The 25,159-nt window shown below is 66.0% G+C and carries 22 protein-coding genes; 16 read left to right on the top strand and 6 right to left on the bottom strand.

The annotated features are described in order from the left end of the window. Positions 1-125: 125 nt before the first annotated feature. Positions 126-1,421 (top strand): histidine phosphatase family protein, encoded by a 1,296-nt coding sequence (locus BKG60_RS01555; RefSeq protein ID WP_242671534.1) that lies wholly within the window; start codon positions 126-128, stop codon positions 1,419-1,421. A gap of 86 nt (positions 1,422-1,507) precedes the next feature. On the opposite strand, the gene BKG60_RS01550 is transcribed toward BKG60_RS01555, so the two are convergent. Next, a complete protein-coding gene (locus tag BKG60_RS01550; protein ID WP_070187830.1) occupies positions 1,508-2,413 on the bottom strand; it encodes an SDR family oxidoreductase in 906 nt (301 codons plus the stop codon). Positions 2,414-2,434: 21 nt separating this feature from the next. Continuing rightward, on the bottom strand, positions 2,435-3,217 hold the full coding sequence (locus BKG60_RS01545; RefSeq protein ID WP_070946716.1) for an SDR family oxidoreductase: 783 nt from the start codon (positions 3,215-3,217) through the stop codon (positions 2,435-2,437). Positions 3,218-3,276: 59 nt separating this feature from the next. Between BKG60_RS01545 and echA20 the strand changes: the two genes are divergently transcribed. The 10 genes from echA20 (at position 3,277) to narI (ending at position 14,982) form a co-directional block, all read left to right on the top strand. Continuing rightward, on the top strand, positions 3,277-4,032 hold the full coding sequence (gene echA20, locus BKG60_RS01540; RefSeq protein ID WP_070946715.1) for a (7aS)-7a-methyl-1,5-dioxo-2,3,5,6,7,7a-hexahydro-1H-indene-carboxyl-CoA hydrolase: 756 nt from the start codon (positions 3,277-3,279) through the stop codon (positions 4,030-4,032). Beyond that, positions 4,029-4,943 (top strand): cholesterol ring-cleaving hydrolase subunit IpdA, encoded by a 915-nt coding sequence (gene ipdA / locus BKG60_RS01535; RefSeq protein ID WP_070946714.1) that lies wholly within the window; start codon positions 4,029-4,031, stop codon positions 4,941-4,943. The genes echA20 and ipdA overlap by 4 nt, the downstream gene beginning before the upstream one ends. Beyond that, positions 4,940-5,689, top strand: a complete 750-nt coding sequence (ipdB, locus tag BKG60_RS01530; protein WP_070187827.1) for a cholesterol ring-cleaving hydrolase subunit IpdB — start codon at positions 4,940-4,942, stop codon at positions 5,687-5,689. The genes ipdA and ipdB overlap by 4 nt, the downstream gene beginning before the upstream one ends. A gap of 3 nt (positions 5,690-5,692) precedes the next feature. Then, on the top strand, positions 5,693-6,763 hold the full coding sequence (gene ipdC / locus BKG60_RS01525) for a (3aS,4S,5R,7aS)-5-hydroxy-7a-methyl-1-oxo-octahydro-1H-indene-4-carboxyl-CoA dehydrogenase (RefSeq protein WP_070187826.1): 1,071 nt from the start codon (positions 5,693-5,695) through the stop codon (positions 6,761-6,763). 202 nt (positions 6,764-6,965) lie between these two features. Then, the gene (locus BKG60_RS32660) at positions 6,966-7,091 is read left to right on the top strand and encodes a hypothetical protein (protein WP_255742076.1); all 126 of its coding nucleotides are present in this window, start codon (positions 6,966-6,968) and stop codon (positions 7,089-7,091) included. 33 nt (positions 7,092-7,124) lie between these two features. After that, on the top strand, positions 7,125-7,805 hold the full coding sequence (locus tag BKG60_RS01520) for a class I SAM-dependent methyltransferase (protein ID WP_070187825.1): 681 nt from the start codon (positions 7,125-7,127) through the stop codon (positions 7,803-7,805). Between the two features lie 413 nt (positions 7,806-8,218). Beyond that, on the top strand, positions 8,219-11,893 hold the full coding sequence (locus BKG60_RS01515; RefSeq protein ID WP_242671533.1) for a nitrate reductase subunit alpha: 3,675 nt from the start codon (positions 8,219-8,221) through the stop codon (positions 11,891-11,893). 44 nt (positions 11,894-11,937) lie between these two features. Then, entirely contained in the window at positions 11,938-13,533 is a 1,596-nt protein-coding gene (gene narH, locus BKG60_RS01510) for a nitrate reductase subunit beta (protein WP_083650192.1), read from the top strand. Beyond that, positions 13,530-14,213 (top strand): nitrate reductase molybdenum cofactor assembly chaperone, encoded by a 684-nt coding sequence (gene narJ, locus BKG60_RS01505; protein WP_075909049.1) that lies wholly within the window; start codon positions 13,530-13,532, stop codon positions 14,211-14,213. Before narH ends, narJ begins: the two co-directional genes overlap by 4 nt. Positions 14,214-14,238: 25 nt before the next feature. Further along, positions 14,239-14,982, top strand: a complete 744-nt coding sequence (gene narI, locus BKG60_RS01500; RefSeq protein ID WP_075909048.1) for a respiratory nitrate reductase subunit gamma — start codon at positions 14,239-14,241, stop codon at positions 14,980-14,982. 91 nt (positions 14,983-15,073) lie between these two features. Here the strand turns inward: narI and fadA6 are convergent, their stop codons facing one another. The 4 genes from fadA6 to ipdE1 all read right to left on the bottom strand — a co-directional run bounded on the left by fadA6 (position 15,074) and on the right by ipdE1 (position 19,297). Next, a complete protein-coding gene (fadA6, locus tag BKG60_RS01495) occupies positions 15,074-16,222 on the bottom strand; it encodes a steroid 3-ketoacyl-CoA thiolase FadA6 (protein WP_070946711.1) in 1,149 nt (382 codons plus the stop codon). Further along, entirely contained in the window at positions 16,222-16,845 is a 624-nt protein-coding gene (kstR2, locus tag BKG60_RS01490) for a TetR family transcriptional regulator KstR2 (protein ID WP_070946710.1), read from the bottom strand. The genes fadA6 and kstR2 overlap by 1 nt, the downstream gene beginning before the upstream one ends. A 515-nt stretch (positions 16,846-17,360) precedes the next feature. Further along, the gene (ipdF, locus tag BKG60_RS01485) at positions 17,361-18,149 is read right to left on the bottom strand and encodes a (5R,7aS)-5-hydroxy-7a-methyl-1-oxo-2,3,5,6,7,7a-hexahydro-1H-indene-carboxyl-CoA reductase (protein ID WP_120764791.1); all 789 of its coding nucleotides are present in this window, start codon (positions 18,147-18,149) and stop codon (positions 17,361-17,363) included. Continuing rightward, positions 18,149-19,297: an acyl-CoA dehydrogenase IpdE1 gene (gene ipdE1 / locus BKG60_RS01480; RefSeq protein WP_070187817.1), complete on the bottom strand. Its 1,149-nt coding sequence runs from the start codon at positions 19,295-19,297 to the stop codon at positions 18,149-18,151. The genes ipdF and ipdE1 overlap by 1 nt, the downstream gene beginning before the upstream one ends. 47 nt (positions 19,298-19,344) lie before the next feature. Here ipdE1 and fadD3 point away from each other — a divergent pair, with 47 nt between their 5' ends. From fadD3 to BKG60_RS01455, 5 genes are read left to right on the top strand one after another with little or no spacing between them, the layout of a single operon-like run. Next, positions 19,345-20,913 carry a 3-((3aS,4S,7aS)-7a-methyl-1,5-dioxo-octahydro-1H-inden-4-yl)propanoate--CoA ligase FadD3 gene (gene fadD3 / locus BKG60_RS01475; RefSeq protein ID WP_075909047.1) on the top strand — a complete coding sequence of 523 codons (1,569 nt, stop codon included), beginning with the start codon at positions 19,345-19,347 and terminating at the stop codon, positions 20,911-20,913. Further along, positions 20,904-22,046, top strand: a complete 1,143-nt coding sequence (locus BKG60_RS01470) for an acyl-CoA dehydrogenase family protein (RefSeq protein WP_075909046.1) — start codon at positions 20,904-20,906, stop codon at positions 22,044-22,046. Before fadD3 ends, BKG60_RS01470 begins: the two co-directional genes overlap by 10 nt. Then, positions 22,043-22,999, top strand: coding sequence for an acyl-CoA dehydrogenase family protein (locus BKG60_RS01465; protein WP_075909045.1), 957 nt, complete (start codon positions 22,043-22,045; stop codon positions 22,997-22,999). Before BKG60_RS01470 ends, BKG60_RS01465 begins: the two co-directional genes overlap by 4 nt. Further along, complete coding sequence (gene ipdE2 / locus BKG60_RS01460) at positions 22,996-23,931, top strand: acyl-CoA dehydrogenase IpdE2 (RefSeq protein WP_075909044.1); 936 nt, start codon at positions 22,996-22,998, stop codon at positions 23,929-23,931. Before BKG60_RS01465 ends, ipdE2 begins: the two co-directional genes overlap by 4 nt. A 35-nt stretch (positions 23,932-23,966) precedes the next feature. Beyond that, positions 23,967-25,118 (top strand): pyridoxal phosphate-dependent aminotransferase, encoded by a 1,152-nt coding sequence (locus tag BKG60_RS01455; RefSeq protein WP_075909043.1) that lies wholly within the window; start codon positions 23,967-23,969, stop codon positions 25,116-25,118. Positions 25,119-25,159: the final 41 nt, after the last annotated feature.

The raw sequence follows: 25,159 nt of genomic DNA, 5'->3' as shown, positions 1-25,159 counted from the left end.
GCCCAATACATTGCGTTTGGGCCATACGCTCCTTTCGCTCCACCTGTACACAACGATTGGAGAAACGCAGCAAAATGAGTGTTTTCAGACGCTCGGGCATCCGAGCGACCATTACTGGCATAGGAATGCTTTTCCTGGCATTTCTCCTCGCCATTCCGGCCGCCCACGCCGCGGAAGTCATGCGCATCACGTTCATTCGCCACGGCGAGTCCACCGCGAACGCGGCCGATGTGGCCGACACGTCGGTTCCAGGACCCGTCCTCACCGAGAACGGCCGGAAACAGGCCCGTGACATCGTCAAAGTGCTGGGCGACAACAATTACGACGCGATCTACGCCTCGACGATGGTCCGGACCCAACTCACTGCCGCGCCGATGGCCGAGTATCTAGGACTGCCGATCCAGGTCATTCCCGGCCTTCAGGAAATCGAGGCGGGAATTTACGAAGGCACCCCGGAATCGGACGCCATCAACGGATATCTGCAGGCGCCGCTGAAATGGCTGCAGGGCGACCTGGACGCCCGGATTCCCGGCTCCATCAACGGCCGAGAATTCGACGCCCGCATGGATGGCGCAATCCAGACGATGTACGACAACGGGGACCGGAATGTCGCGGCATTCTCGCACGGCGGCGCGATCATGTTCTGGGTTTTCCTGAATGCAGAAAATGCAGACCCGATGTGGCTGATGACCAACCCGCTGCGAAATACCGGCTACGTGGTGGTCGAAGGCAACCCCGAGGACGGCTGGCGCGTCGTGAACTGGAACGGCACCGAGGTGGGGCCCGAGACACCGTTCCGGGTCGAGGCCCTGCGCCAGGTGCGGACGCTGTCCAGGCAGCTCAATGCCGCGGCTTCGCAGGTGGCAGATGCCTTCGCCACACGGGATCCGGGCACCATCGCCACGGCGATCAATCGGAGCATCGCCGACGCGAGCTTCTCGGTGACCAAATTCAACCGGGCGATCGGCGCCGAGATCATCGACCGGGTGAGCAAGGCAATCCCGAAGAACGAGAACGAGTCCCGCGACGCGGTGACATCGGGCATCGAGAGCGTGCAACGTGTCGGGAATGTCGAGAGCGTGAAGGCGGCCCTGGACAACACCGCCGGCGTGACCGAGCCCGCCGAGGATGCAAAGCCTGTAAAGGTTGCGCAGGGCACGGCAACCGACACCCGGGCAGAATCTGACGCCAAGCCGACGGTGACCAAATTGCAGCCCAAGCTCAATACCCGCTCTGGTGCAACGGATCTCAGCGACGGAAACAAGGCGGTCCCCGGCCTCAAGAAGTCCGTGACCGATTCCCGCGAGCGCGTGCGGGCAGCGGTCGAGGACACCCGCGATCAGATCTCGTCCTCGGTGCGCAACATCAAGGATGCGGTCAAGAAGGCCACAACCAAGCCGAGCGAGAAGGACGCCGCCTAACCCGAGCAGACACAAAACTGGCCCCTTTTCGCGTGAAAAGGGGCCAGTTTGGTGTCTGCTCGCGGGAGAAACCTCGCGGGAGAAACCTAGGCGCCGTAGACCGGAACCGCGGGGCGGGCCTGGGCCAGGAGGTCCTTGACGACCGGGCCGAGCTCGGCGGGATCCCACTTGGCACCCTTGTCGATCTGGGGACCGTGAGCCCAGCCTTCGGCGATACGGATCTTGCCGCCCTCGATCTCGAACATCTTGCCGGTCACGTCTTTTGACTCGACACTGCCCAGCCACACCACCAGCGGAGAGATGTTCTCGGCCGCCATGGCGTCAAAGGCCTGGTCCTGAGTGGCCATCATGTCGGCGAAGACGGTCTCGGTCATCCGCGTGCGCGCCGAGGGGGCGATGCCGTTGACGGTGACTCCGTAGCGACCCATCTCGGCGGCGGCCACCAGGGTCAGCGCGGCAATGCCGGCCTTGGAAGCGCTGTACGTGGCCTGTCCGACACTGCCCTGCAGACCGGCGCCGGAGCTGGTGTTGATGATGCGGGCATCAACCGTCTCACCGGCCTTGGACTTGGCCCGCCAGTACGCGGCGGCGTGCTTCATCGTGGCGAAATGGCCCTTGAGGTGCACGGCGGTGACGGCGTCGAATTCTTCTTCGGTGGCGTTGGCGAACATCCGGTCACGCACGATGCCGGCGTTGTTGACCAGCACGTCGAGGGTGCCGAACGCGTCGACGGCATTCTGGATCAACGCCTCCGCCTGCGCCCAGTCAGCGACGTTGGAGCCGTTGGCGACTGCCTCACCACCGGCGGCGACGATCTCGTCGACCACATTCTGCGCGGCACTGCCACCGCCGGCCGGCGAACCGTCCAGGCCGACCCCGATGTCGTTGACCACGACGCGGGCTCCTTCGGCAGCGAACGCGAGCGCGTGCTCACGCCCGATACCGCCACCGGCACCCGTCACGATGACCACGCGGCCGTCGAGCAATCCCATTGTGATGTCTCCTTTTTCGAGTTACTTGATGTCGGCAGTCGTGGTGGACAGGTAATGCGGCGGCTCCCCGCCACCGTGCACTTCCAACGACGCACCGCTGATATAGGACGCGGCCGCAGACGACAAAAATGCTGTGGCCCAGCCGATATCGGCGGGCTCGGCCAACCGTCCGAGCGGAACATTGCGGGAGATCGCGGCGATGGAGTCGGCGTCACCGTAGAACAGTTCGGACTGCTCGGTCTCAACCATTCCGACCACCACCGAGTTCACCCGCACCTTCGGCGCCCACTCGACGGCCAGCGTCGAGGTGAGGTTGTCGATGCCGGCCTTCGCTGCTCCGTACGCAGCCGTCCCCGGGGTGGGCCGGTGCCCGCTGACGCTCGAGATGTTGACGATCGAACCGCCAGAGTCCTGCTTCTGCATCACCGCATTGGCATGCGTGGCCACCGACAGCGCACCGATCAGGTTGAGTTCGATGATCTTGGTGCTGAACTTCGCCGACGCATCGGCGGCGAGCACGTACGGTGAGCCACCGGCGTTGTTGACGACCACATCCAGGCGCCCGTGCTTCTCGACGATGCTTTCGATGAGCGACTTCACCGAGTCGTCATCCCTGATGTCGCAGCTGTGGAATTCGTAGGGCAGCCCCTCGACCGGACGGCGCGCGCAGGTCACCACGGTGGCGCCCTGACCGGCAAAAACCCCGCTGATTCCAGCGCCAACTCCGCGCACTCCACCGGTCACCAGGACCACCTTGCCGGTCAAACCCAAATCGATGGTGCCGGCTTCTGGCGTAACTGTCACTGTGCTAGCGTACCAAGCAAGTGCTTGCTTAGGTAGCGACCCCTTCAGGAAGTGGATTGATGACGATCACCACCAAGACAGTCGAACCGGGCATCGTCTCGGTCACCGTCAACTACCCGCCCGTCAACGCCATCCCGTCAGCCGGCTGGTTCGAGCTCGGCGATGCCATCACCGCGGCCGGCCGCGATCGCAGCACCCACGTGGTGATCCTGCGGGCCGAAGGCCGTGGCTTCAACGCCGGTGTGGACATCAAGGAAATGCAGAAGACCGAGGGCTTCACCGCGCTCATCGACGCCAACCGTGGCTGCTACCACGCGTTCAAGTCCGTCTACGAGTGCGAGGTCCCCGTCGTCGCCGCCGTCAACGGCTTCTGCGTCGGAGGCGGCATCGGCCTCGTCGGCAACGCCGACGTGATCGTGGCCTCCGACGACGCCAAGTTCGGCCTGCCCGAGGTGGAGCGCGGCGCGCTCGGTGCCGCCACCCACCTGTCCCGCCTGGTCCCCCAGCACCTGATGCGCCGGCTGTTCTTCACCGCCGCAACCATTCCCGCCGAGACCCTGCACCACTTCGGTTCGGTGCACGAGGTGGTCCCGCGGGAGGAACTCGACGAGGCCGCGCTGCGCGTCGCCCGCGACATCGCCAGCAAGGACACCCGGGTGATCCGGGCGGCCAAGGAAGCGCTGAACTTCATCGACGTCCAGCCGGTCAACGCGCGATACCGCATGGAGCAGGGCTTCACCTTCGAGCTCAACCTGTCCGGTGTGTCCGACGAGCACCGCGACGCCTTCGCCGGAACTGACAAGGGGTCAAAATGACAGACAAGCGAACAACTCTCGACGAGGCGGTCGCCTCGATCGAGAGCGGCATGACGATCGGCATCGGCGGCTGGGGTTCACGGCGCAAGCCGATGGCCTTCGTCCGCGCCCTGCTGCGCACCGACGTCAAAGACCTGACCGTGGTGACCTACGGTGGCCCGGACCTCGGTCTGTTGTGCTCGGCCGGCAAGGTCAAGCGCGTCTACTACGGCTTCGTGTCGCTGGACTCACCGCCGTTCTACGACCCGTGGTTCGCCAACGCCCGCACCACCGGTGCGATCGAGGCCCGCGAGATGGACGAGGGCATGCTGCGCTGCGGCCTGCAGGCTGCCGCCCAGCGGCTGCCGTTCCTGCCGATCCGCGCCGGCCTCGGCAGCGACGTCCGCACGTTCTGGGGCGACGAGCTCAAGACGGTGAAGTCGCCGTACCCGACCGACGGCGCCTACGAGGAGCTCATCGCGATGCCCGCGCTGAACCTCGACGCGGCCTTCGTGCACATGAATCTCGGTGATGCCCAGGGCAATGCGGCCTACACCGGTATCGACCCGTACTTCGACGACTTGTTCCTAATGGCAGCTACGCGGCGCATCCTTTCCGTGGAGCGCGTGGTGTCCACCGAGGAACTGGTGAAGGCTGTCCCGACGCAGGCCCTGCTGATCAACCGGATGATGGTCGACTCGGTGGTCGAGGCCCCGAACGGCGCCCACTTCACCACCAACGAGCCCGATTACCGGCGCGACGAGAAGTTCCAGCGCCACTATGCAGAGGCTGCAGGTTCCGACGAGACCTGGGCCGAGTTCGTCAAGACGTATCTGTCGGGTAGCGAGGCCGATTACCAGGCGGCCGTGCGGAAGTTCAAGGAAGCCGCTGCGGACGCGAGGAGCACCGAAAACAAGGAGGCCGCCAAGTGATTGCCGTGACCCGCGCTGAGGTGTGCGCCGTCGCCTGCGCCGAACTGTTCCGCGACGCCGGCGAGATCATGGCCAGCCCCATGACCACCGTCGTCCAGATCGGTGCCCGGCTGGCCCGGCTGACCTTCTCCCCCGACATCGTGCTGACCGACGGTGAGGCCCGGATCCTGGCCGACACCCCGGCGATCGGTGCCCCGTTCACCATCGAGGGCTGGATGCCGTTCAACCGGGTCTTCGAGACCCTGGCCTGGGGCAAGCGCCATGTGGTGATGGGCGCCAACCAGATCGACCGCTACGGCAACCAGAACCTTTCGGCGTTCGGCCCGATCCAGCACCCGACCCGCCAGATGTTCGGCGTCCGCGGTGCACCCGGCAACAGCATCAACCACACCACCAGCTACTTCGTGGGCAACCACTCCAAGCGGGTGTTCTGTGAGTCGGTGGACATCGTCTCCGGAATCGGTTGGGACAAGGTGGATCCAGAGAACCCGGCCTACCGGTTCGCCAACATCTACCGCGTGGTGTCCAACCTGGGTGTATTCGACTTCAACGGCCCCGACCACCAGATGCGCGCGGTGTCGCTGCACCCCGGCGTCGAGGCTCAGCAGGTGGCCGACAACACCTCGTTCGAGGTGCACGGCCTGCAGGAGGCCGAGACCACCCGGCTGGCCACCGACGAGGAGCTCAAGCTGCTGCGTGAGGTCATCGATCCGAAGTCGTTGCGCGACAAAGAGGTCAAGGTCTAGGCAATGGGCAAGCTCAAAACTCCGCTGACCGAGCTGGTCGGTATCGAGCATCCCGTCGTGCAGACCGGAATGGGCTGGGTGGCCGGTGCACGTCTGGTCGCCGCAACCTCCAACGCCGGCGGGCTTGGCATCCTCGCATCGGCGACGATGACGCTCGAGGAACTGCAGACCGCCGTCACCAAGGTCAAGGCCGCGACCGACAAACCCTTCGGCATCAACATGCGTGCCGACGCGGGAGATGCCGGTGCGCGCGTCGACCTCCTGATCCGCGAAGGAGTCAAAGTCGCCTCCTTCGCTCTAGCTCCCAAGCCTGAGCTGATCGCCAAGCTGAAAGACGCCGGGGTCGTGGTGATCCCGTCGGTCGGTGCGGCCAAGCACGCCAAGAAGGTGGCCGGATGGGGCGCCGACGCGGTGATCGTGCAGGGCGGGGAGGGCGGCGGGCATACCGGCCCGGTCGCCACCACGCTGTTGCTGCCCTCGGTGCTCGACGCCGTCAAGGACACCGGCATGCCGGTGATCGCCGCGGGCGGTTTCTTCGACGGCCGCGGCCTGGCCGCCGCGCTGTCCTACGGTGCGGCGGGCGTGGCGATGGGAACCCGGTTCCTGTTGACCTCGGATTCCACCGTGCCCGATGCGGTCAAGCAGCGTTATCTGCAGGCCGCGCTGGACGGCACTGTGGTGTCCACCCGGGTGGACGGCATGCCGCACCGGGTGCTGCGCACCGGTCTGGTGGAGAAGCTGGAGAGCGGTTCGCGGGCACGTGGCTTCGCCGCGGCGGTCGGCAATGCCCAGAAGTTCAAGAAGCTCTCGGGTATGACGTGGCTGTCGATGGTCAAAGACGGTCTGGCCATGCGGCACGGCAAAGAGCTCACCTGGTCGCAGGTGGTGATGGCGGCCAACACCCCGATGCTGCTCAAGGCCGGTCTGGTCGAGGGCAACACCGACGCCGGTGTGCTGGCCTCCGGTCAGGTGGCCGGGATCATCAGCGATCTGCCGTCCTGCGCTGAACTGGTCGAAACGATCGTCGACGAGGCCGTCACGCACCTCAAAGCCGCCGCCGACCTGGTGCAGTAGCTGCTCACCGGAGCAGCGCAGTGCCCAGCCGGCGGCACCGCAGCAACCGGCCTTTTTGTCTTCTCGGCACATACGGCGGCCGATTTTTCGTCCGTTGAGACCATCGCCACAGCCGGACCCACTTCGTAATCTCGGTCACGAACGCAACGCCGACCCCTTTGAGCAGTTGCGAACCAAAGCCGCCTACGAAAGTGAGTCCTGCATGTCTGTCCTCGGCTTCTTCTCCCTGTTCTTCATCGGCCTGTTCCCGGTACTGATCCCGGCCGCCACCTCCACCGCGCGGGCGATCTCGGGCTGGCGCCGTCGCCGTCCGGCCGCTGCTCAGTAGCTGCCGGCACGCGCGGCCCGGCACAGTGGGTGCATGGACATCCGCCTCGTCGAGCATCCGGTGGTCAGGCGGGTCGCCGACGGCCTGCACGCCTTCAACAGCAGGCACCCGTGGAGTCACAACGATCATTTCCACGGTTGGATCCTGGCCAACCTGCCCGCACAGCGCCGGACGGCGATCGACGTCGGGTGCGGGCAGGGCGGTTTGGTGGCACGACTGGCTGCTCAGTTCACCCACGTCATCGGCACAGACGCCGACGCGGCCATGCGTGCCGCTGCGAGCCGACGATGCGCCGGCCTGGCCAACGTCACCATCGACGACAGCCAACTGGGCCAGCTCGTCGACGGAACCGTCGACCTGATCACGATGGTGGCGGTGCTGCACCACCTCGACGCCGAACAGGCGCTGCTGGACGTCAAGAGACTCCTGGCCCCCGGCGGGCGGTTCCTGGTTGTCGGGCTGGCGGCCCCGGCGTCGATCCGGGATACCGCATGGGATTTCGCCTCGGCGGCGACCAACCCGCTCATCGGCTTGATCAAGCATCCACGCCCGGTGTCCGGCGGTGCGGTGGCACCGCCGTTTCCGGTTCGCGATCCGCAGCTCAGCTTCGATCAGCTGCATGCGCTCGTCCAAGGCGTTATGCCGGGCGCCCAGATGCGCCGTCGCCTGGCGTTCCGGCACACCATCAGCTGGACGAATCCCGCCCGTCCCTGACCGTCGATATGTTTGCCGCCTAGGTCACCACGGTCCAACGGCGATCGGGTTCGTCCCGTTGCTTCCCGGCCAGGAAGGCCGCCGGGAAGTCGGTGAACCATCGACGTGTCACGGCCGGAGCGTCCGACGGATGCATTGTTACCGGGGTGAAAAATCATCGCGCCCTGCCCGGGCACGCCCGGTGCGATCCCGATGCTCCCCCAAACTCGGAACCGGCCGAAATTCCTGCCGTAATCGCAGGTGACACCCGCAATTGCGGTGGCCCTCGCCAATCGCTGTATGACTACCGCGTTCCCGCGAAATAACTTGTGCGTTAACGCAATTTCACACCGGTGCGCACCTCCTGGTGCGTTCTTTTGACGCCCTCCGCGACGCCCTTACGCTCAGTATTCAACAGCTGGGAGGGACGGATCGTGGTCGATTCACATGCAGGCGGTACACCACCTGCCGATGCTTTGCTGCGGCTGGGTAGGTACTTCCACCGCGGTGAGATCTCCGACGATCAGCGCACTCTGCACAAGATCGGCGGCCGCTCGGCTGACGAGTTCTATCGGGACCGCTGGGCGCACGACAAGGTCGTGCGATCGACGCACGGCGTCAACTGCACCGGATCGTGCTCTTGGAAGATCTACGTCAAGGACGGCGTGATCACGTGGGAATCACAGCAGACCGACTACCCGTCGGTCGGTGCCGACAAGCCCGAATACGAGCCACGCGGATGCCCGCGCGGTGCCTCGTTCTCGTGGTACACGTATTCGCCTGCGCGCGTTCGTTACCCGTACGTACGCGGCGTGCTGCTCGAGTATTACCGCGAGGCCAAGGAACGCTTGAAGGACCCCGTACTGGCCTGGGCCGACATCGTCGAGGATCCGGAGAAATCGAAGCGGTACAAATCGGCCCGAGGCAAGGGCGGATTCGTCCGCGCCGAATGGTGGGAGGCCGCCGAGATCGCGGCCGCCGCCCATGTCCACACCGTCAAGAAGTACGGGCCGGACCGGGTGGCCGGCTTCTCACCGATCCCGGCGATGTCGATGGTCAGCCACGCCGTGGGAGCCCGGTTCATCTCGCTGCTCGGTGGGTCGATGCTGTCGTTCTATGACTGGTATGCCGACCTGCCGGTGGCGTCGCCGCAGGTGTTCGGGGATCAGACCGACGTACCCGAGTCGGCCGACTGGTTCGATGCGGGCTACCTGATCATGTGGGGCTCCAACGTCCCGGTCACCCGAACCCCGGACGCGCACTACATGACCGAGGCCCGGTACCGCGGCCAGAAGGTGGTCGTGGTGTCACCGGATTACGCCGACAACACCAAGTTCGCCGACGAATGGCTGCCAGCCCGCCCCGGTACCGATGCCGCGCTCGCCATGGCGATGGGCCACGTCATCCTCAAGGAGTTCTTCGTCGAGAAGCAGACGCCGTACTTCACCGAATACGTCAAGAAGTACACCGATCTGCCGTTCCTGGTCACCCTCACCGAACGCGATGGGCGGATGCTCCCCGGAAAGTTCCTCACCGCAGCCGATCTGGGCGGTGAGTATGCCGACACCGAAGCCGCCGAATCGAAAACAGTCCTGCTGGACCAGGCCGGGCGACCCGTGGTGCCGAACGGCTCACTCGGCCACCGGTTCACCGCTTCCGGCGAAGGCCACTGGAACCTGGACCTTCACGGTGTCCACCCCATGCTGACCCTGCTCGGCAACCATGACGACACCGCTGCCGTGGCGCTGCCCCGGTTCGACAGCGACAAGCCCGGCGTCCTGGAACGCGGCGTGCCCACCAAAACCATTGCCGGACACCGCGTGACAACGGTGTTCGACCTGATGATGGCGCAATATGGGGTGGGTCGCGACGGGCTGCCCGGGCAGTGGCCGTCAGGCTACGACGACGCGTCCGAGCCCTACACCCCCGCGTGGCAGGAAGAGATCACCGGCGTTCCCGCCCAGGCCGCCGAGCGCATCGCCCGCGAATTCGCCGACAACGCCGAGCGTTCCAAGGGCCGCTCGATGATCCTCATGGGCGCGGGCACCAACCACTGGTTCCATTCCGACCAGATCTACCGGTCGTTTCTCACGCTGGTCATGCTCACCGGCTGCCAGGGCGTGAACGGCGGCGGCTGGGCGCACTACGTCGGCCAGGAGAAGTGCCGGCCGGTGACCGGTTGGTCCACACTGGCGTTCGGCCTGGACTGGCAGCGGCCCCCACGGCAGATGCAGGGCACGGTGTTCTGGTACCTGGCGACCGATCAATGGCGCTATGACCCGTTTACCTCGGAGGTGATGGCCTCCCCCTTGGCCGAGGGCAAGTTCTCGGGACGCACCGCCGCCGACAACATCGCCCTGGCCAGCCGGCTCGGCTGGATGCCGAGTTACCCCACGTTCAATCGCAATCCGCTGGATCTGGCCGACGAAGCCGCCCGGATGGGCAAGGACGCCGCGGAATACGTGGTGGACGGGCTGAAGTCGGGCCATTTGCAGTTCGCCTGTGAAGACCCTGACGCCCCGGAGAACTTTCCCCGCTGTCTGACGGTATGGCGGTCGAATCTGCTGGGCTCCTCGGCCAAGGGCAACGAATACTTCCTCAAACACCTGCTCGGCACCGACTCCGCAGTCGCCGCCCGCGACGAGGACGGCATTCGGCCCCAAGAGGTTCGCTGGCGCGACGAGGCGCCCGTCGGCAAGCTGGATCTCCTTCTGTCCCTGGATTTCCGCAACACCAGCACGACCCTGTTCTCCGACATCGTGCTGCCCGCGGCCACATGGTACGAGAAGCACGACTTGTCCAGCACCGATATGCACCCGTTCGTGCACGCGTTCTCGCCGGCCATCTCACCGCCGTGGGAGACCAAGACCGATTTCGAGGCGTTCCACCGCATCGCCCGCGGCTTCTCGTGGCTGGCCGAAAAACACCTGGGCAAGCGCAAGGACATTGTGGCGATGCCGCTGCAGCACGACAGCGCCGATGCCACCGCGCAGCCCGGCGGTCACGTGCTGGACTGGAAAGCCGGTGAATGCGAGCCGATTCCGGGCAAGACCATGCCGCGGCTGGTCATTGTGGACCGCGACTACCCGGCGATCGCCGAGAAGATGGCCGCGCTGGGACCAATGGTCGAAACCGTCGGCCTCACCACCAAGGGCGTGACCACCCACCCCGAGGCCGAGGTCGAATATCTGCGCGGCGTCAATGGCGCAGTGGTCAGCGGCGTCGCGGTCGGGCGCCCGTCATTGGCCAAGGACACCCACGCCGCCGAGGCCATCCTCGCGTTGTCCGGCACCACGAACGGTCGGCTGGCCGTCGAAGGCTTCGAAGCGCTGGAACGTCGCACCGGAACCGAGCTGGTCGATCTGGCCAAGGAGAGCGAGGGAAAGCGGATCACGTTCGCCGACACGCAGGCCCGGCCGGTCCCGGTCAACACCTCACCGGAATGGTCCGGTTCGGAGACCGGCGGCCGGCGTTACTCCCCCTTCACGATCAACACCGAGCGGCTCAAGCCGTGGCACACGCTGACCGGGCGTCAGCACTTCTATCTCGACCACGACTGGATGAGTGAGCTCGGCGAGCAGCTGCCCACGTTCCGGCCACCGCTGGACATGACCGCACTGTTCAACGAACCGGCCGTCGGAGACACGAGCGGCGGGATCACCGTGCGGTACCTGACACCGCACTCGAAGTGGTCGATTCACTCTGCCTACCAGGACAACCTGTACATGCTCACCCTGTCCCGCGGTGGTCAGTGCATCTGGATGTCGGACGTGGACGCCGCCAAGATCGGGGTCAAGGACAACGACTGGATCGAGTGCACCAACCGCAACGGCGTGGTGAATGCCCGCGCCATCGTCAGCCACCGCATGCCCGAAGGCCTGGTGTTCATGTACCACGCCCAGGACAAGGCGGTCGACGTGCCGCGCACCGAAAAGAACGGCAAACGCGGCGGCATCCACAACGCGCTGACCCGGATCATGATCAAGCCCACCCATCTGATCGGTGGGTACGCGCAGCAGTCCTTCGCCCTGAACTACCACGGGCCCACCGGAAACCAACGCGATGAAGTCACCACGATTCGTCGACGCTCGCAGGAAGTGGAGTACTAGACGATGACCGGACAAGAAGCTTGCGGAGTGGACCAATGAGGATAATGGCGCAGCTCGCGATGGTGATGAACCTCGACAAGTGCATCGGCTGCCACACCTGCAGCGTCACCTGCAAGCAGGCCTGGACCAACCGCAGCGGTGTGGAATACGTGTGGTTCAACAACGTGGAAACCCGTCCCGGACAAGGGTACCCACGGCAGTACCAGGATCAGGAGAAGTGGAAGGGCGGCTGGACGCTGAACAAGCGCGGCAAGCTCACCCTCAAGTCCGGCTCTCGCTTCAAGCGGTTGCTCAACATCTTCGCCAACCCGGACCTGCCCACGGTGTCGGACTACTACGACCCGTGGACCTACGACTACGAGAACCTGCTGTCGGCGCCGGCCATGGACACCACTCCGGTGGCGCGGCCCAAGTCCTTGATCACCGGGCGGGACACCAAGGTGACCTGGGGCGCCAACTGGGACGACGACCTGGGTGGCGGTCCGGAGCAGGTCGGCCGGGATCCGGTGCTGGCCAAAGTGGCTGAAATCTCGGACAAGGTCAAGCTCGAGTTCGAGCAGACATTCATGTTCTACCTGCCGCGCATCTGCGAGCACTGTCTCAACCCGGCCTGCGCCGCCGCGTGCCCGTCGGGCGCGATCTACAAGCGCTCCGAAGACGGCATCGTGCTGGTCGACCAGGACAAGTGCAGAGGGTGGCGGCAGTGCGTCACCGGATGCCCCTACAAGAAGATCTACTTCAACCACAAGACCGGCAAGGCCGAGAAATGCACGTTCTGTTACCCGCGCGTCGAGGTCGGCATCCCCACGGTGTGTTCGGAGACCTGCGTCGGGCGGCTCCGCTACATCGGTGTGATGCTCTACGACGCCGATGCGGTGCTGGAGGCGGCCTCGGTCAAAGACGACAAGGACCTCTACCCGTCACAGCTCGGGGTGTTCCTCAACCCCCACGATCCGCGCGTCGTCGCCGAAGCCGAACGGGCCGGTATCTCCCCGGAATGGATTGAGGCGGCACAGAATTCGCCGGTGTACCGGCTGATCGTCGACTACCAGGTGGCGCTGCCGCTGCATCCGGAATACCGGACCATGCCGATGGTCTGGTACGTGCCACCCCTGTCTCCGGTGGTGGACATCCTCAAGGAGACCGGTCACGACGGCGAGAACAAGAACAACCTGTTCGGCGCGATCGACACGCTGCGCATCCCGGTCGAGTACCTCGCCGAATTGTTCACCGCCGGTGAGGTCGGCCCGGTCCGGGCGGCGCTGCAACGACTGGCGGCCATGCGCGCCTACATGCGGGCGGCGAACCTCGGTGAGGAGTTCGACGAGACCATCCCGGAATCAGTGCGCTTGAGCGGCAGCGAGATCGAGTCGATGTACCGGCTGCTGGCGATCGCCAAATACCAGGATCGCTACGTCATCCCCACCGGGGCCGGGTCCGACGCCCACCGCCTCGACGCACTGGCCACCGGTTGCAGCCTGGATGGTGACGGCGGGCCGGGGATGACCGCGTTCGACACCATGGTGGACAAGTTCCATCTGACCCACACCAACGATGCTGTCCCGCAGGGCGATCCGTCCCGGGTCAACCTGCTCAACTGGGACGGCCGGAGCACAGACGGGTTGTTGCCGACCACATGAAGTTACTCACCCGCGGCCGCAGAACCGGAACGGGATCTGCCCTGTCCGAACGCCAGCAGCGACTGGTGTGGCGTATGACCGCGCTGCTGCTCGACTATCCGACAGCCGAGACGGCCGGCCTCGTAGACCAACTTGGCGCTGCCACCGCGGAACTGCCGGACGCGGCACGTGCGCCGCTGGCGGAGTTCCTGAACCGGTTCGGCGAGACGGACCCGATGCGGCGTGCGTCGAACTACGTCGAGACGTTCGACATGCAACGGCGCAGCAGCCTGCACCTCACCTACTACGCATACGGCGACACTCGCAAACGCGGAATGGCACTGCTGCGGTTCAAGCACGCCTACCGTCAGGCCGGGATCGCCGACGGGGACCTGGGCAATTCGGAACTGCCGGACTACCTGCCCATGGTGCTCGAGTTCGCGGCGACCGTCGATCATGCCCAAGGCGAACGCTTGCTGGCCGAACATGTCCCGGTGCTCGAACTACTTCGGCTGTCCCTGGAGGACAACGGTTCCTACTACACCGGCCTGTTGGCCGCGATCCTGGTCACGTTGCCCCCGGTCAACAGTGCTGACCGCCGCCGCATCGCGCAGCTCGCCGCCGAGGGGCCGCCCGATGAGGATGTCGGTCTCGATCCGTTCGCGTTGGATCCGATGGCTTCGGGAGGAACTCGCCGATGAGCGCTTGCGCGAAGAGAGAATGCCAATGAGCAACGTGCTGTGGATGACCCTGCCCTACATCGCCTTCACGTCGTTCGTCCTTGGGCACATCTGGCGCTACCGGGCGGATCAGTTCGGTTGGACCACAAGGTCTTCCCAGATCTACGAAAGCCGGCTGCTGCGATTGGGCAGCCCGCTGTTCCATTTCGGCATCCTGGGTGTGCTGGCCGGACACGTCGTGGGCCTGCTGATTCCGCAGTCGTGGACCTCGGCCGTGGGCGTCTCCGAACACGTCTACCACCTGATGTCGGTGAGCATGGGGTCACTGGCCGGCATCGCCGTCATCGCCGGGATAGCCATCCTGCTCTACCGCCGGGTCACCGTACCCGAGGTGCGAACAGCGACCACACTCAACGACAAGGTGATGTACCTGCTTCTGGTCGGGGCGCTGGCGACCGGGATGCTGAACACCCTCACCAACGTGTTCTCCACGTACAACTACCGCGAGACGGTGTCGCCGTGGTTCCGCAGCTTGTTCACCCTGCATCCGGCGCCACAGCTGATGGCCGAATCGCCGTGGACTTTTCAGGCGCATGTACTGATCGTGCTCGCCCTGCTCGGGGTGTGGCCCTACACCCGGCTGGTGCACATGTTCAGCGCACCGATCGGCTATCTGGTACGCCCGTTTGTGATCTACCGCAGCCGCGACCCGCAGAAGACCGGGAAAAACCGCTACGCGAAGGCGTGGGTGACACCGCAAGCGCCGCCTCCACGCAGCCGTTGGGTGTGACGTAACCCGGTAAGCAGACACAGAACTGCCGATTTTCGCGTGAAAAGGGGCAGTTCTGTGTCTGCTCGAGGGAGGAAGTCTCGCGGGAAATCTAGAGGCGCTCGATGATCGTGACGTTGGCGGTGCCGCCGCCCTCACACATGGTCTGCAGGCCGTAGCGGCCGCCGGTGCGCTCGAGGGTGTTGAGCATGGTCGTGAAGAGCTTGGCTCCGGTGGCACCCAGCGGGTGACCCAGTGCGATGGCGCCGCCGCTCGGGTTGACCTTGGCCGGATCGGCCTTGGTCTCCTTGAGCCAGGCCAGCACCACCGGTGCGAAGGCTTCGTTGATCTCGACGGTGTCGATGTCGTCGATCGTCAGGCCGGTCTTCTCCAGCGCGTACTGGGTGGCCGGGATCGGGCCGGTCAGCATCATCACCGGGTCGTCGCCGCGGGCGCTGATGTGGTGGATGCGGGCGCGGGGCTTCAGGTTGTACTTGTTGACCGCTTCCTCCGAAGCCAGCAGCACCGCCGCCGCGCCGTCAGAGATCTGGCTGGCCAGCGCGGCAGTCAGGCGACCACCCTCGACCAAGGGCTTGAGCGAGGCCAGCTTCTCCAGCGTCGACTCACGTGGTCCCTCGTCGACACCGAAGTCACCCACCGGAACGATCTCGTTGTCGAAGTGCCCGTTGCGGATCGCCGCGAACGCCCGCTGGTGGCTGTTGTAGGCGAACTCCTCCATCTCCGCACGGGAGATGTCCCACTTCTCGGCGATCAGCTCCGAGCCACGGAACTGAGAGATCTCCTGATCGCCGTAGCGGTGCAGCCAGTTCTTGGATTCGTTTGTGGGCGAGGTGAATCCGAACTCCTTGCCGACCACCATGGCCGAGGAGATCGGGATCCAGCTCATGTTCTGCATACCGCCGGCGAGGATCAGGTCGGCGGTGCCGGACATGATGGCCTGGGCGCCGAAGGAGATGGCCTGCTGGCTGGAGCCGCACTGCCGGTCGACGGTGACCCCGGGGACGGCTTCGGGATAGCCGGCGGCCAGCCAGGTCAGCCGACCGATGTTTCCGGCCTGGCCACCGATCGCGTCGACGCAACCGACGATCACGTCGTCAACCGCACCCGGGTCGACATCGTTGCGGTCGAAGATGGCGCGGAACGCGTGCACCCCGAGATCGATCGGATGCACCTCGGCCAGCGAGCCGTTCTTCTTTCCGACCGGCGTGCGCACCGCGTCGACGATGTATGCCTCAGGCATTACTGGTCTCCTTTGACAGTGGCGTTCCCGGCGGTGATTCCGCCGAGGACGATGGCGAGGTATTGCCGGCCGACCTCTTCGGCCGAAAGCGGTCCGCCCGGTTGATACCAGCGGACCGAAACCCAGGTGGTGTCGCGAATGAACCGGTACACCAGGTCGACGTCGATGTCCTGCCGGAACGAGCCGTCGGAGATCCCCTGCTGCAGGATGTCCACCCACATCTTGCGCTGTTCGCGGTTGCGCTCGTCGACGAAGCCGAACTGAGGGATCGACGAGAGCCGCTTGGCCTCGTCCTGGTAGATGACGACCTGCGCATGCCGGTGCTCGATCGCCTCGAACGACGTCATGAACAGTCCGGTCAACCGGCCCAACGGCGTGGTCTCGCGGTCGAGGATCTCCTGGTAGCGCGCGAACAGCCAGTCCAGGAAGTCCTTGAGCACTTCCTCGACCATCTGCTCTTTGGACTTGAAGTGGTGGTACAGGCTGCCCGAGAGGATTCCAGCAGAGTCGGCGATGTCGCGGACCGTCGTCGCCTTCAGGCCGCGTTCGGCAAACATCCTCGCGGCAAGATCGAGAAGCTCGTCGCGTCTGCTTGCCGGCTGGGCGGCGGTCTCCGGCTCCATCGACACAGCATAGCAACCAAGCGCTTGCTAGGTCACGTTCGGGCTCGATGCGGCCGCGATGAGAACGACGGTTGCCGCCCCGGCCGCCATCAGAGGGAGCCCGGCTTCGCTTGCACGCAACTTGGGCTCGAGCACAAGAGTCACACCCGCCTCAATGGCACCGGCTTCGCGGCCGGGTGCCGAAGTGCCCGCCTACGAGCGACAACTCAGCGACAGTCGCCACATAGGTCGCATCGACAACTTCCGTCGCAGGCACGATCGATACATGCGTCACTCAGGCCCAATCAGTCGCGTGTGCAACAGATTTCAGGCTGCCCACCTACGCGCGACAGAGTCGCTGGTAAGTGGGCACTGAACCACTGAGGCTGATGTGACCCACGGTACTGGACAGCTGAAAGTGACCAGCGACAATGCGTCGGGCGGCGCAGGTGTTGCCAGTGAGGCGATTGTCGCTCGATTGTCGCTAACAGGCGGGCATGTCAGACATGCCACCCGAAACTGTGACTCGTGTGGCCTCAGGCCCGCTGACTCGAAACCGAGATGACCTCGCCGGTCAGGTAGCTCGAGTAGTCGCTGGCCAGGTAGGCGATCGTGGTGGCGATCTCCCACGGCTCGGCCGCGCGGCCGAACGCCTCATCCGAGGACAGCCGGTCCAGCAGCGCAGCATCGGCCGAGCGCTCCAGGAACTTGTGCCGCGCGATGCTCGGCGACACAGCGTTGATTCGCACCCCGAACTCGACGGCTTCGATTGCGCTGCACCGGGTCAGCGCCATCACACCGGCCTTGGCGGCGGCGTAGTGCGACTGCGAGTGCTGCGCGCGCCAGCCGAGAACACTGGCGTTGTTCACGATCACCCCGCCGTGCTCGACGTCGCGGAAGTACCGCAGGGCGGCGCGGGTGGCCCGCATGACCGAGTTCAGCGTGACGTTGAGGACGCGGTCCCATTCGTCGTCGGTCATGTCGACCAGCGGCGTCTCGCCACCCAGGCCGGCGTTGTTCACCAGAACGTCCAGGCGGCCCATCTTCTCGACCGACCGGGCGATGAGCGCGTCGACCGCCTCAGTGGAGGTGACGTCGCAGACCACGGCCTCGACCCGGCCCAGGCCGAGCTCGGCCAGCTGGTCGCGGGTCTCGTTCAGGCGCCGCTCGTGGTAGTCGGACACCACGACGTCGGCACCCTCGAGCAGGGCGCGGCGTGCGGTGGACGAGCCGATGCCGGTTCCGGCGGCGGCGGTCACCAGGACTACCTTGCCCTTCAGCAGGCCGTGTCCCTCAACCTCGTTCGGAGCAACTGAAAGATCCATCAGCCCTTTGCCTCTCGGGGTAGACCGAGCACCCGCTCGGCGATGATGTTGCGCTGAATTTCGTTGGACCCGCCGTAGATGGTGTCCGAACGCGAGAACAGGTACAGGCGCTGCCACTCGTCGAACTCGCCGTCTTCCAGCGTCAGCCCGGCTGTGCCCTGCACGTCCATGGCGATTTCGCCGAGCTCGCGGTGCCAGTTGGCCCACAACAGCTTCGATACGTTGTCCTGGCCGGGTTGTTCCACGTCCATGGTGGCCAGGGCGTAGGAGCGCATGGCCTGCAGGCCGGTCCAGGACTCGGTCAGCTTTTGGCGGATCAGCGGATCGTCGGCCGCGCCGGTGCGCTTGGCCAGCTCGACCAGGTTGGAGTGCTCACGGGCGTAGCGGATCTGCTGACCCAGCGTGGACACCCCGCGCTCGAAGGTCAGCGTGCCCATCGCCACGCGCCAGCCGTCGCCGGGCTGGCCGACCACCAGCGACGCCTCGGTACGGGCATCGTCGAAGAACACCTCGTTGAACTCGGAGTCCCCGGTCAGCTGGATGATCGGGCGAACCTCGACGCCCGGCTGATCCAGCGGCACCAGGAGATAGGACAGCCCGGCGTGCCGCTTGGAGCCTTTCTCGGTGCGGGCCACCACGAAGCACCACTGCGCCCAGTGGGCCAGCGACGTCCAGACCTTCTGCCCATTAATGACCCATTCGTCGCCGACCAGCTCGGCCGTCGTCGCCACATTGGCCAGGTCGCTGCCGGCATTGGGCTCGGAGTAGCCCTGGCTCCACAGCTCGGTGACGTCGAGGATCTTGGGCAGGAACCGCTGCTGCTGTTCGGGGGTGCCGTACTCGATGAGCGTCGGCCCGAGTAGCTCCTCGCCCAGGTGGTTGACCTTGTCGGGCGCGTTCGCGCGGGCGTACTCCTCATAGAAGGCGACGCGATGCGCGACCGACAGCCCGCGGCCGCCGTGTTCCACCGGCCAGCCGAGGCAGGTGAGTCCCGCCGCGGCCAGATGCTGATTCCACGCCCGTCGCTCTTCGAAGGCTTCGTGTTCACGCCCCGGTCCACCCAGGCCCTTGAGCGCTGCGAATTCGCCAACGAGATTGTCTGCGAGCCACTGCCGGACCTCGGCCCGGAACTCCTGGACCTCTATCACCCCTGTAGGCTAACCTACCAAGCACTTGCTTTGTTAAGGGAGCATCGATGACGAGCGATCGCCGCACCGTGCCAGCGGTGCTGGACCGGGTTGCCGTGGAGTATTCCGACCATGAGGCCCTGGTGACCGCCGGCGAAGCCGGCAATTCAGCCGGAGTCCAGAGGCTGACCTATTCGGAGCTGCGCGCGCACGTACGCCAAGCCGCGGCGGCGATGATCGCTCTCGGCGTCCAACCCGGCGACCGGGTGGCGATCTGGTCGCCGAACACCTGGCACTGGGTGGTGGCCTGCCTGGCCACCCACTACGCCGGTGCCGAGATGGTGCCGCTGAACACCCGCTACACGGCCAGCGAGGCCACCGACATCCTGGCCCGCACCGAGGCCCCGCTGCTGATCGCCGCGGGCGAGTTCCTGGGCTCGGATCGCGCGGCCGAACTGGACCGCGACGCACTGCCCGCCCTGCGCGACATCGTGCGGGTGCCCATCGAAAATGACGATGGAACGTGGGACGAGTTCGTCGCCCGGGGGACCGACCTGGAGGCTGTCGACGCGCGCGCCGCGGCGGTACAGCCCGACGACGTCTCCGACATCCTCTTCACCTCCGGCACCACCGGACGCAGCAAGGGCGTGCGGTGCGCGCACCGCCAGTCCCTCGACGGATCGGCGGCCTGGGCCCAGTGCGGCCAGGTCACGAGCGCCGACCGCTACCTGTGCATCAACCCGTTCTTCCACAACTTCGGCTACAAGGCCGGCATCCTGGCCTGCCTGCAGACTGGCGCCACGCTGTACCCGGTGCTCACGTTCAAACCCGAGCAGGTGCTGAAAACCATTGCCGAACAGCGCATCACCGTGCTCCCCGGGCCGCCGACCATCTTCCAGACCCTCGTGGATCATCCCGGGCGCGCCGACTACGACCTGTCTTCACTGCGCTTCTCGGTGACCGGTGCCGCCGTCGTCCCGGTGGTCCTGATCGAGCGGATGCAATCCGAGCTCGACATCGACATCGTGCTGACCGCCTACGGCCTGACGGAGGCCGCCGGCTTCGGCACCATGTGCAGTGCCGACGACGACGCGGTGACCGTAGCCACGACGTGCGGCCGTCCGATCGCCGATTTCGAACTGCGCCTGGATGATTCGGGCGAAGTTCTGCTACGTGGGCCCAACGTCATGCTCGGCTACCTCGACGATCCCGAGGCCACCGCGGAGGCCATCGACGCCGGCGGCTGGCTGCACACCGGCGACATCGGGACGCTCGACGCGCGGGGCAACCTGACCATCACCGACCGTCTCAAGGACATGTTCATCTGCGGCGGGTTCAACGTGTACCCGGCCGAGATCGAACAGGTGCTGGCCCGGTTGGACGGGGTGGTCGAATCCGCGGTGATCGGCGTTCCCGACGAGCGGCTCGGCGAGGTCGGCAAGGCCTATGTGGTGCTCAAGCCCGGCGTGACGCTCGACGAGGCCGACGTAATAGCCCACACCCGCGAGCATCTGGCGAACTTCAAGGTGCCGCGATCAGTTGAGTTTCTGGATGTGCTGCCGCGAAACCCGGGCGGCAAGGTGATCAAACCGGTGCTGCGCAGCAGAGGGACCCGAGAAGGGGTGCAATGGACCTGACATTCGACGACGAGACCGAGGCCTTTCGGGCCGAGGTCCGCGACTTCCTGGCGGCCAACCGGGAACACTTCCCGACCAAGTCGTACGACACCCTGGAGGGCTTCGAGCAGCACCGTCGCTGGGACAAGGTGCTTTTCGACGCCGGCCTGTCGGTGATCGCCTGGCCCAAAGAGTATGGCGGCCGCGACGCCACGCTGCTGCAGTGGGTGGTGTTCGAGGAGGAGTACTTCCACGCCGGCGCACCCGGGCGGGCCAGCGCCAACGGCACCGCGATGCTGGCGCCGACACTGTTCGCGCACGGCACCGAAGAACAACTGCAGCGGGTACTGCCGAAAATGGCCAGCGGCGAGGAGATCTGGGCACAAGCCTGGTCCGAGCCCGAGTCGGGGAGCGACCTGGCCTCGCTGCGCTCGACGGCCACCAAAGTCGACGGCGGCTGGAAGCTCAACGGGCAGAAGATCTGGAGCTCCCGTGCACCGTTCGGTGAGCGGGGCTTCGGCTTGTTCCGTTCCGACCCGGAGGCGCAGCGCCACAAGGGTCTGACCTACTTCATGTTCGACCTCAAGGCTCCCGGCATCACCGTGCGCCCGATCGCCCAGCTCGGCGGGGACACCGGCTTCGGCGAGATCTTCCTCGACGACGTGTTCGTGCCGGACAACGACGTGATCGGCGCTGTGCACGAAGGCTGGCGCGCGGCGATGAGCACGTCGAGCAACGAACGCGGCATGTCGCTGCGCAGCCCGGCCCGGTTCCTGGCACCTGCGGAACGGCTTGTCGCACAGTGGAAGTCCAACCCGGATCCGGTCTTCACCGATCGAGTCGCCGACACCTGGATCAAGGCCCAGGCCTACCGGCTGCACACCTTCGGCACCGTCACCCGGCTCGCCAACGGTGGCGAGCTGGGCGCGGAGTCCTCGGTGACCAAGGTGTTCTGGTCCGACCTGGACGTCGCCTTGCACCAAACTGCACTGGACATGCAGGGTCCCGACGCCGAACTGGTCGATCACTGGACCGAAGGCCTGCTGTTCGCGCTCGGCGGCCCGATCTACGCCGGCACCAACGAGATCCAACGCAACATCATTGCGGAAAGACTGCTTGGCCTACCGCGCGAATCTGGAGGGAAGCCAAAGTGAATTTCGAGATCGACGAACAGCAACGGGACTTCGCGGCCAGCATCGACGCGGCACTGAGCGCCGCCGATGTCCCGGCTGCGGTGCGAGCCTGGGGCGAGGGCGACACCGGGCCGGGCCGCAAGGTGTGGGCACAGCTGACCGACCTCGGCGTCACGGCGCTGCTGGTGCCGGAGAAGTACGACGGCATCGACGCCAGCCCGGTCGACCTGGTGGTCGCACTGGAGCGGCTGGGTTACTGGGCGGTGCCCGGCCCGGTCACCGAATCCATCGCCGTTGCCCCGATTCTGCTTTCGAACGACGAGCGTTCGGGAGCGCTGGCCTCCGGTGAACTGATCGCCACCGTCGCCATGCCGCCCCAGGCACCACGGGCCGTCAACGCCGACTTCGCCGGACTGACGCTGCTGGCCGCCGACGGCCAGGTCGGCGATGCCACCGCGGGTGCCGCCCACGATTCCGTCGACCCGGCCCGAAAGCTGTTCGACATCACCGCATCCGGCGACACGCAGGCCGCCGATACCGCACGCGCCTACGAGTTCGGTGTCCTGGCCACTGCCGCCCAACTGGTCGGCGCCGGCCAGGCCATGCTGGACCAGTCCGTCGAATACGCCAAGCAGCGCACCCAGTTCGGCCGGATCATCGGCTCGTACCAGGCCATCAAGCACAAGCTCGCCGATGTGCACATCGCCGTCGAGTTGGCCCGCCCGCTGGTGTACGGCGCGGCGCTGTCACTGGGCGAGGGTTCGCCCGATACCGCCCGCGACGTCAGCGCCGCCAAGGTGGCCGCCGCCGATGCCGCGCTGCTGGCCGCCCGCTCGGCGCTGCAGACCCACGGCGCCATCGGGTTCACCCAGGAACACGACTTGTCCCTGTCGCTGCTGCGCGTGCAGGCGTTGCGCAGTGCCTGGGGCGACCCCAACGCACACCGTCGTCGACTGCTGGAGGCCCTGTCGTGAGTGAAGAACGGCAACTGTTGCGCGAAACCGTCGCCGCGCTCGTGGACAAGCATGCCTCCCCCGAGGCGGTCCGCGCCGCGATGGAATCCGAGCGCGGCTACGACGAGAAGCTGTGGGGCCTGCTGTGCGAGCAGGTCGGCGCCGCCGCCCTGGTGGTCCCGGAGGAACTCGGCGGGGCCGGAGGCGAACTCGCCGATGCCGCAGTGGTTCTCGAAGAGCTTGGCAAGGCCCTGGTACCCACTCCCCTGCTGGGCACCACCCTGGCCGAACTCGCCCTGCTGGCCGTGGGCGACCACGAGCCGCTCGAAGGGCTCGCCGAGGGCACAGCCATCGGCACGGTCGCTTTTGACGCCGACTACGTCATCAACGGTGATGTAGCCGATGTCGTCATCGGCACCGACGGCAAGAACCTGGCCCGGTGGACCACGTTCACCGCCACGCCCAAATCGACCATGGACCTCACCCGCCGGCTGTCCGCGCTGATCCCGGGCGACACGACCGTCCTGGGCGCCGACCCCGGCCTGGCCGACACTGCGGCCCTGCTGATGGCCGCCGAGCAGATCGGCGCCGCGTCGCGCTGCCTCGACCTCACCGTCGCCTACACCAAGGACCGGGTGCAGTTCGGCCGCGCGATCGGCAGCTTCCAGGCGCTCAAGCACCGGATGGCCGACCTGTACGTCAAGGTGTCTGCCGCCCGTGCCGTGGTCAATGACGCCATCACCGACCCGTCTCCCACGTCGGCCTCGCTGGCCCGCTACTTCGCCAGCGAGGCGCTGTCCGCGGTAACCGCCGAAGCCATCCAGCTGCACGGCGGTATCGCGATCACCTGGGAGAGCGACATCCAGCTGTACTTCAAGCGTGCCCACGGCAGTGCCCAGCTGCTCGGTCCGCCGCGCGAGCATCTTCGCCGGCTCGAAGCTCAGGTCTTCTAGGCGGCTCGCCGCCGTGGTGTTCTAACGTGGCTTTGATGGACGTCGCACTGCGAGCGGGAATTCCGCCGTTTCACGTCATGGACGTGTGGCTGGCCGCGGCCGAACGCCAGCGCACGCATGGCGACCTGGTCAACCTCTCGGCCGGGCAGCCCAGTGCCGGGGCACCCACGGCGGTGCGGGAGGCCGCCGTCGCCGCGCTGAATCAGGGCTCGCTCGGCTACACCGTTGCGCTCGGCCTCCCTGAGCTGCGCGCCGAGATCGCCGCGTCGTACCGGAAGTATGGCGTGGAGGTCGGTGTCGACGAGGTGGTGCTCACCACCGGATCCTCGGGTGGATTCCTGCTGACCTTCCTGGCCTGTTTCGACGTCGGCGACCGGGTGGCGATCGCCAGCCCGGGTTATCCCTGCTACCGCAACATCCTCAGCGCGCTGGGCTGTGAGGTGGTCGAGATCCCCTGCGGCCCCGAGACCCGGTTCCAGCCGACTGTCGCCATGCTCGACGCGCTGGATCCCCCGGTGGCCGGCGTGATCGTCGCCAGCCCGGCCAACCCGACCGGCACCGTCATCCCGCCCGCCGAGCTGGCCGCGATCGCGCGCTGGTGCGACACCGCGGGCGTGCGGCTGATCAACGACGAGGTCTACCACGGCCTGGTCTACCCCGGCGCCCCCGAAACCAGCTGCGCCTGGGAGACCTCGCGGAATGCCGTGGTGGTCAACAGCTTCTCGAAGTATTTCGCGATGACCGGATGGCGGCTGGGCTGGCTGCTGGTGCCCACCGGGTTGCAGCGCGCGGTGGACCGGCTCACCGGAAACTTCACCATCTGCCCGCCCGCGTTGGCCCAGCACGCCGCGGTGGCCGCGTTCACCCCGGAATCCCTTGCCGAGGCCGACGGACTGCTGTCGCATTACGCCGACAACCGCACGCTGCTGCTCGACGGGCTGCGCGGCATCGGCATCGACCGGCTGGCTCCGACCGACGGCGCTTTCTACGTGTACGCCGATGTCAGCCAGTACACGGATGACTCATTGGCCTGGTGCTCGAAGCTGTTGGCCGAAACCGGTGTGGCCATCGCACCCGGCATCGACTTCGACACCGTGCGCGGAAACTCCTATGTGCGGCTGTCGTTCGCCGGGCCGACCACTGACATCGAAGAGGCGTTGCGCCGCATCGGTTCCTGGTTGCAGTAGATCGACTCTGCAGCCTGGGTGTTGCGCACTCGTCGCCCTTT

It is taken from the genome of Mycobacterium syngnathidarum (assembly GCF_001942625.1).
Taxonomy (GTDB): domain Bacteria; phylum Actinomycetota; class Actinomycetes; order Mycobacteriales; family Mycobacteriaceae; genus Mycobacterium; species Mycobacterium syngnathidarum.
The sequence above is the reverse complement of the archived record's forward strand: the minus strand, read 5'-3'. Positions and strand labels throughout refer to the sequence as shown.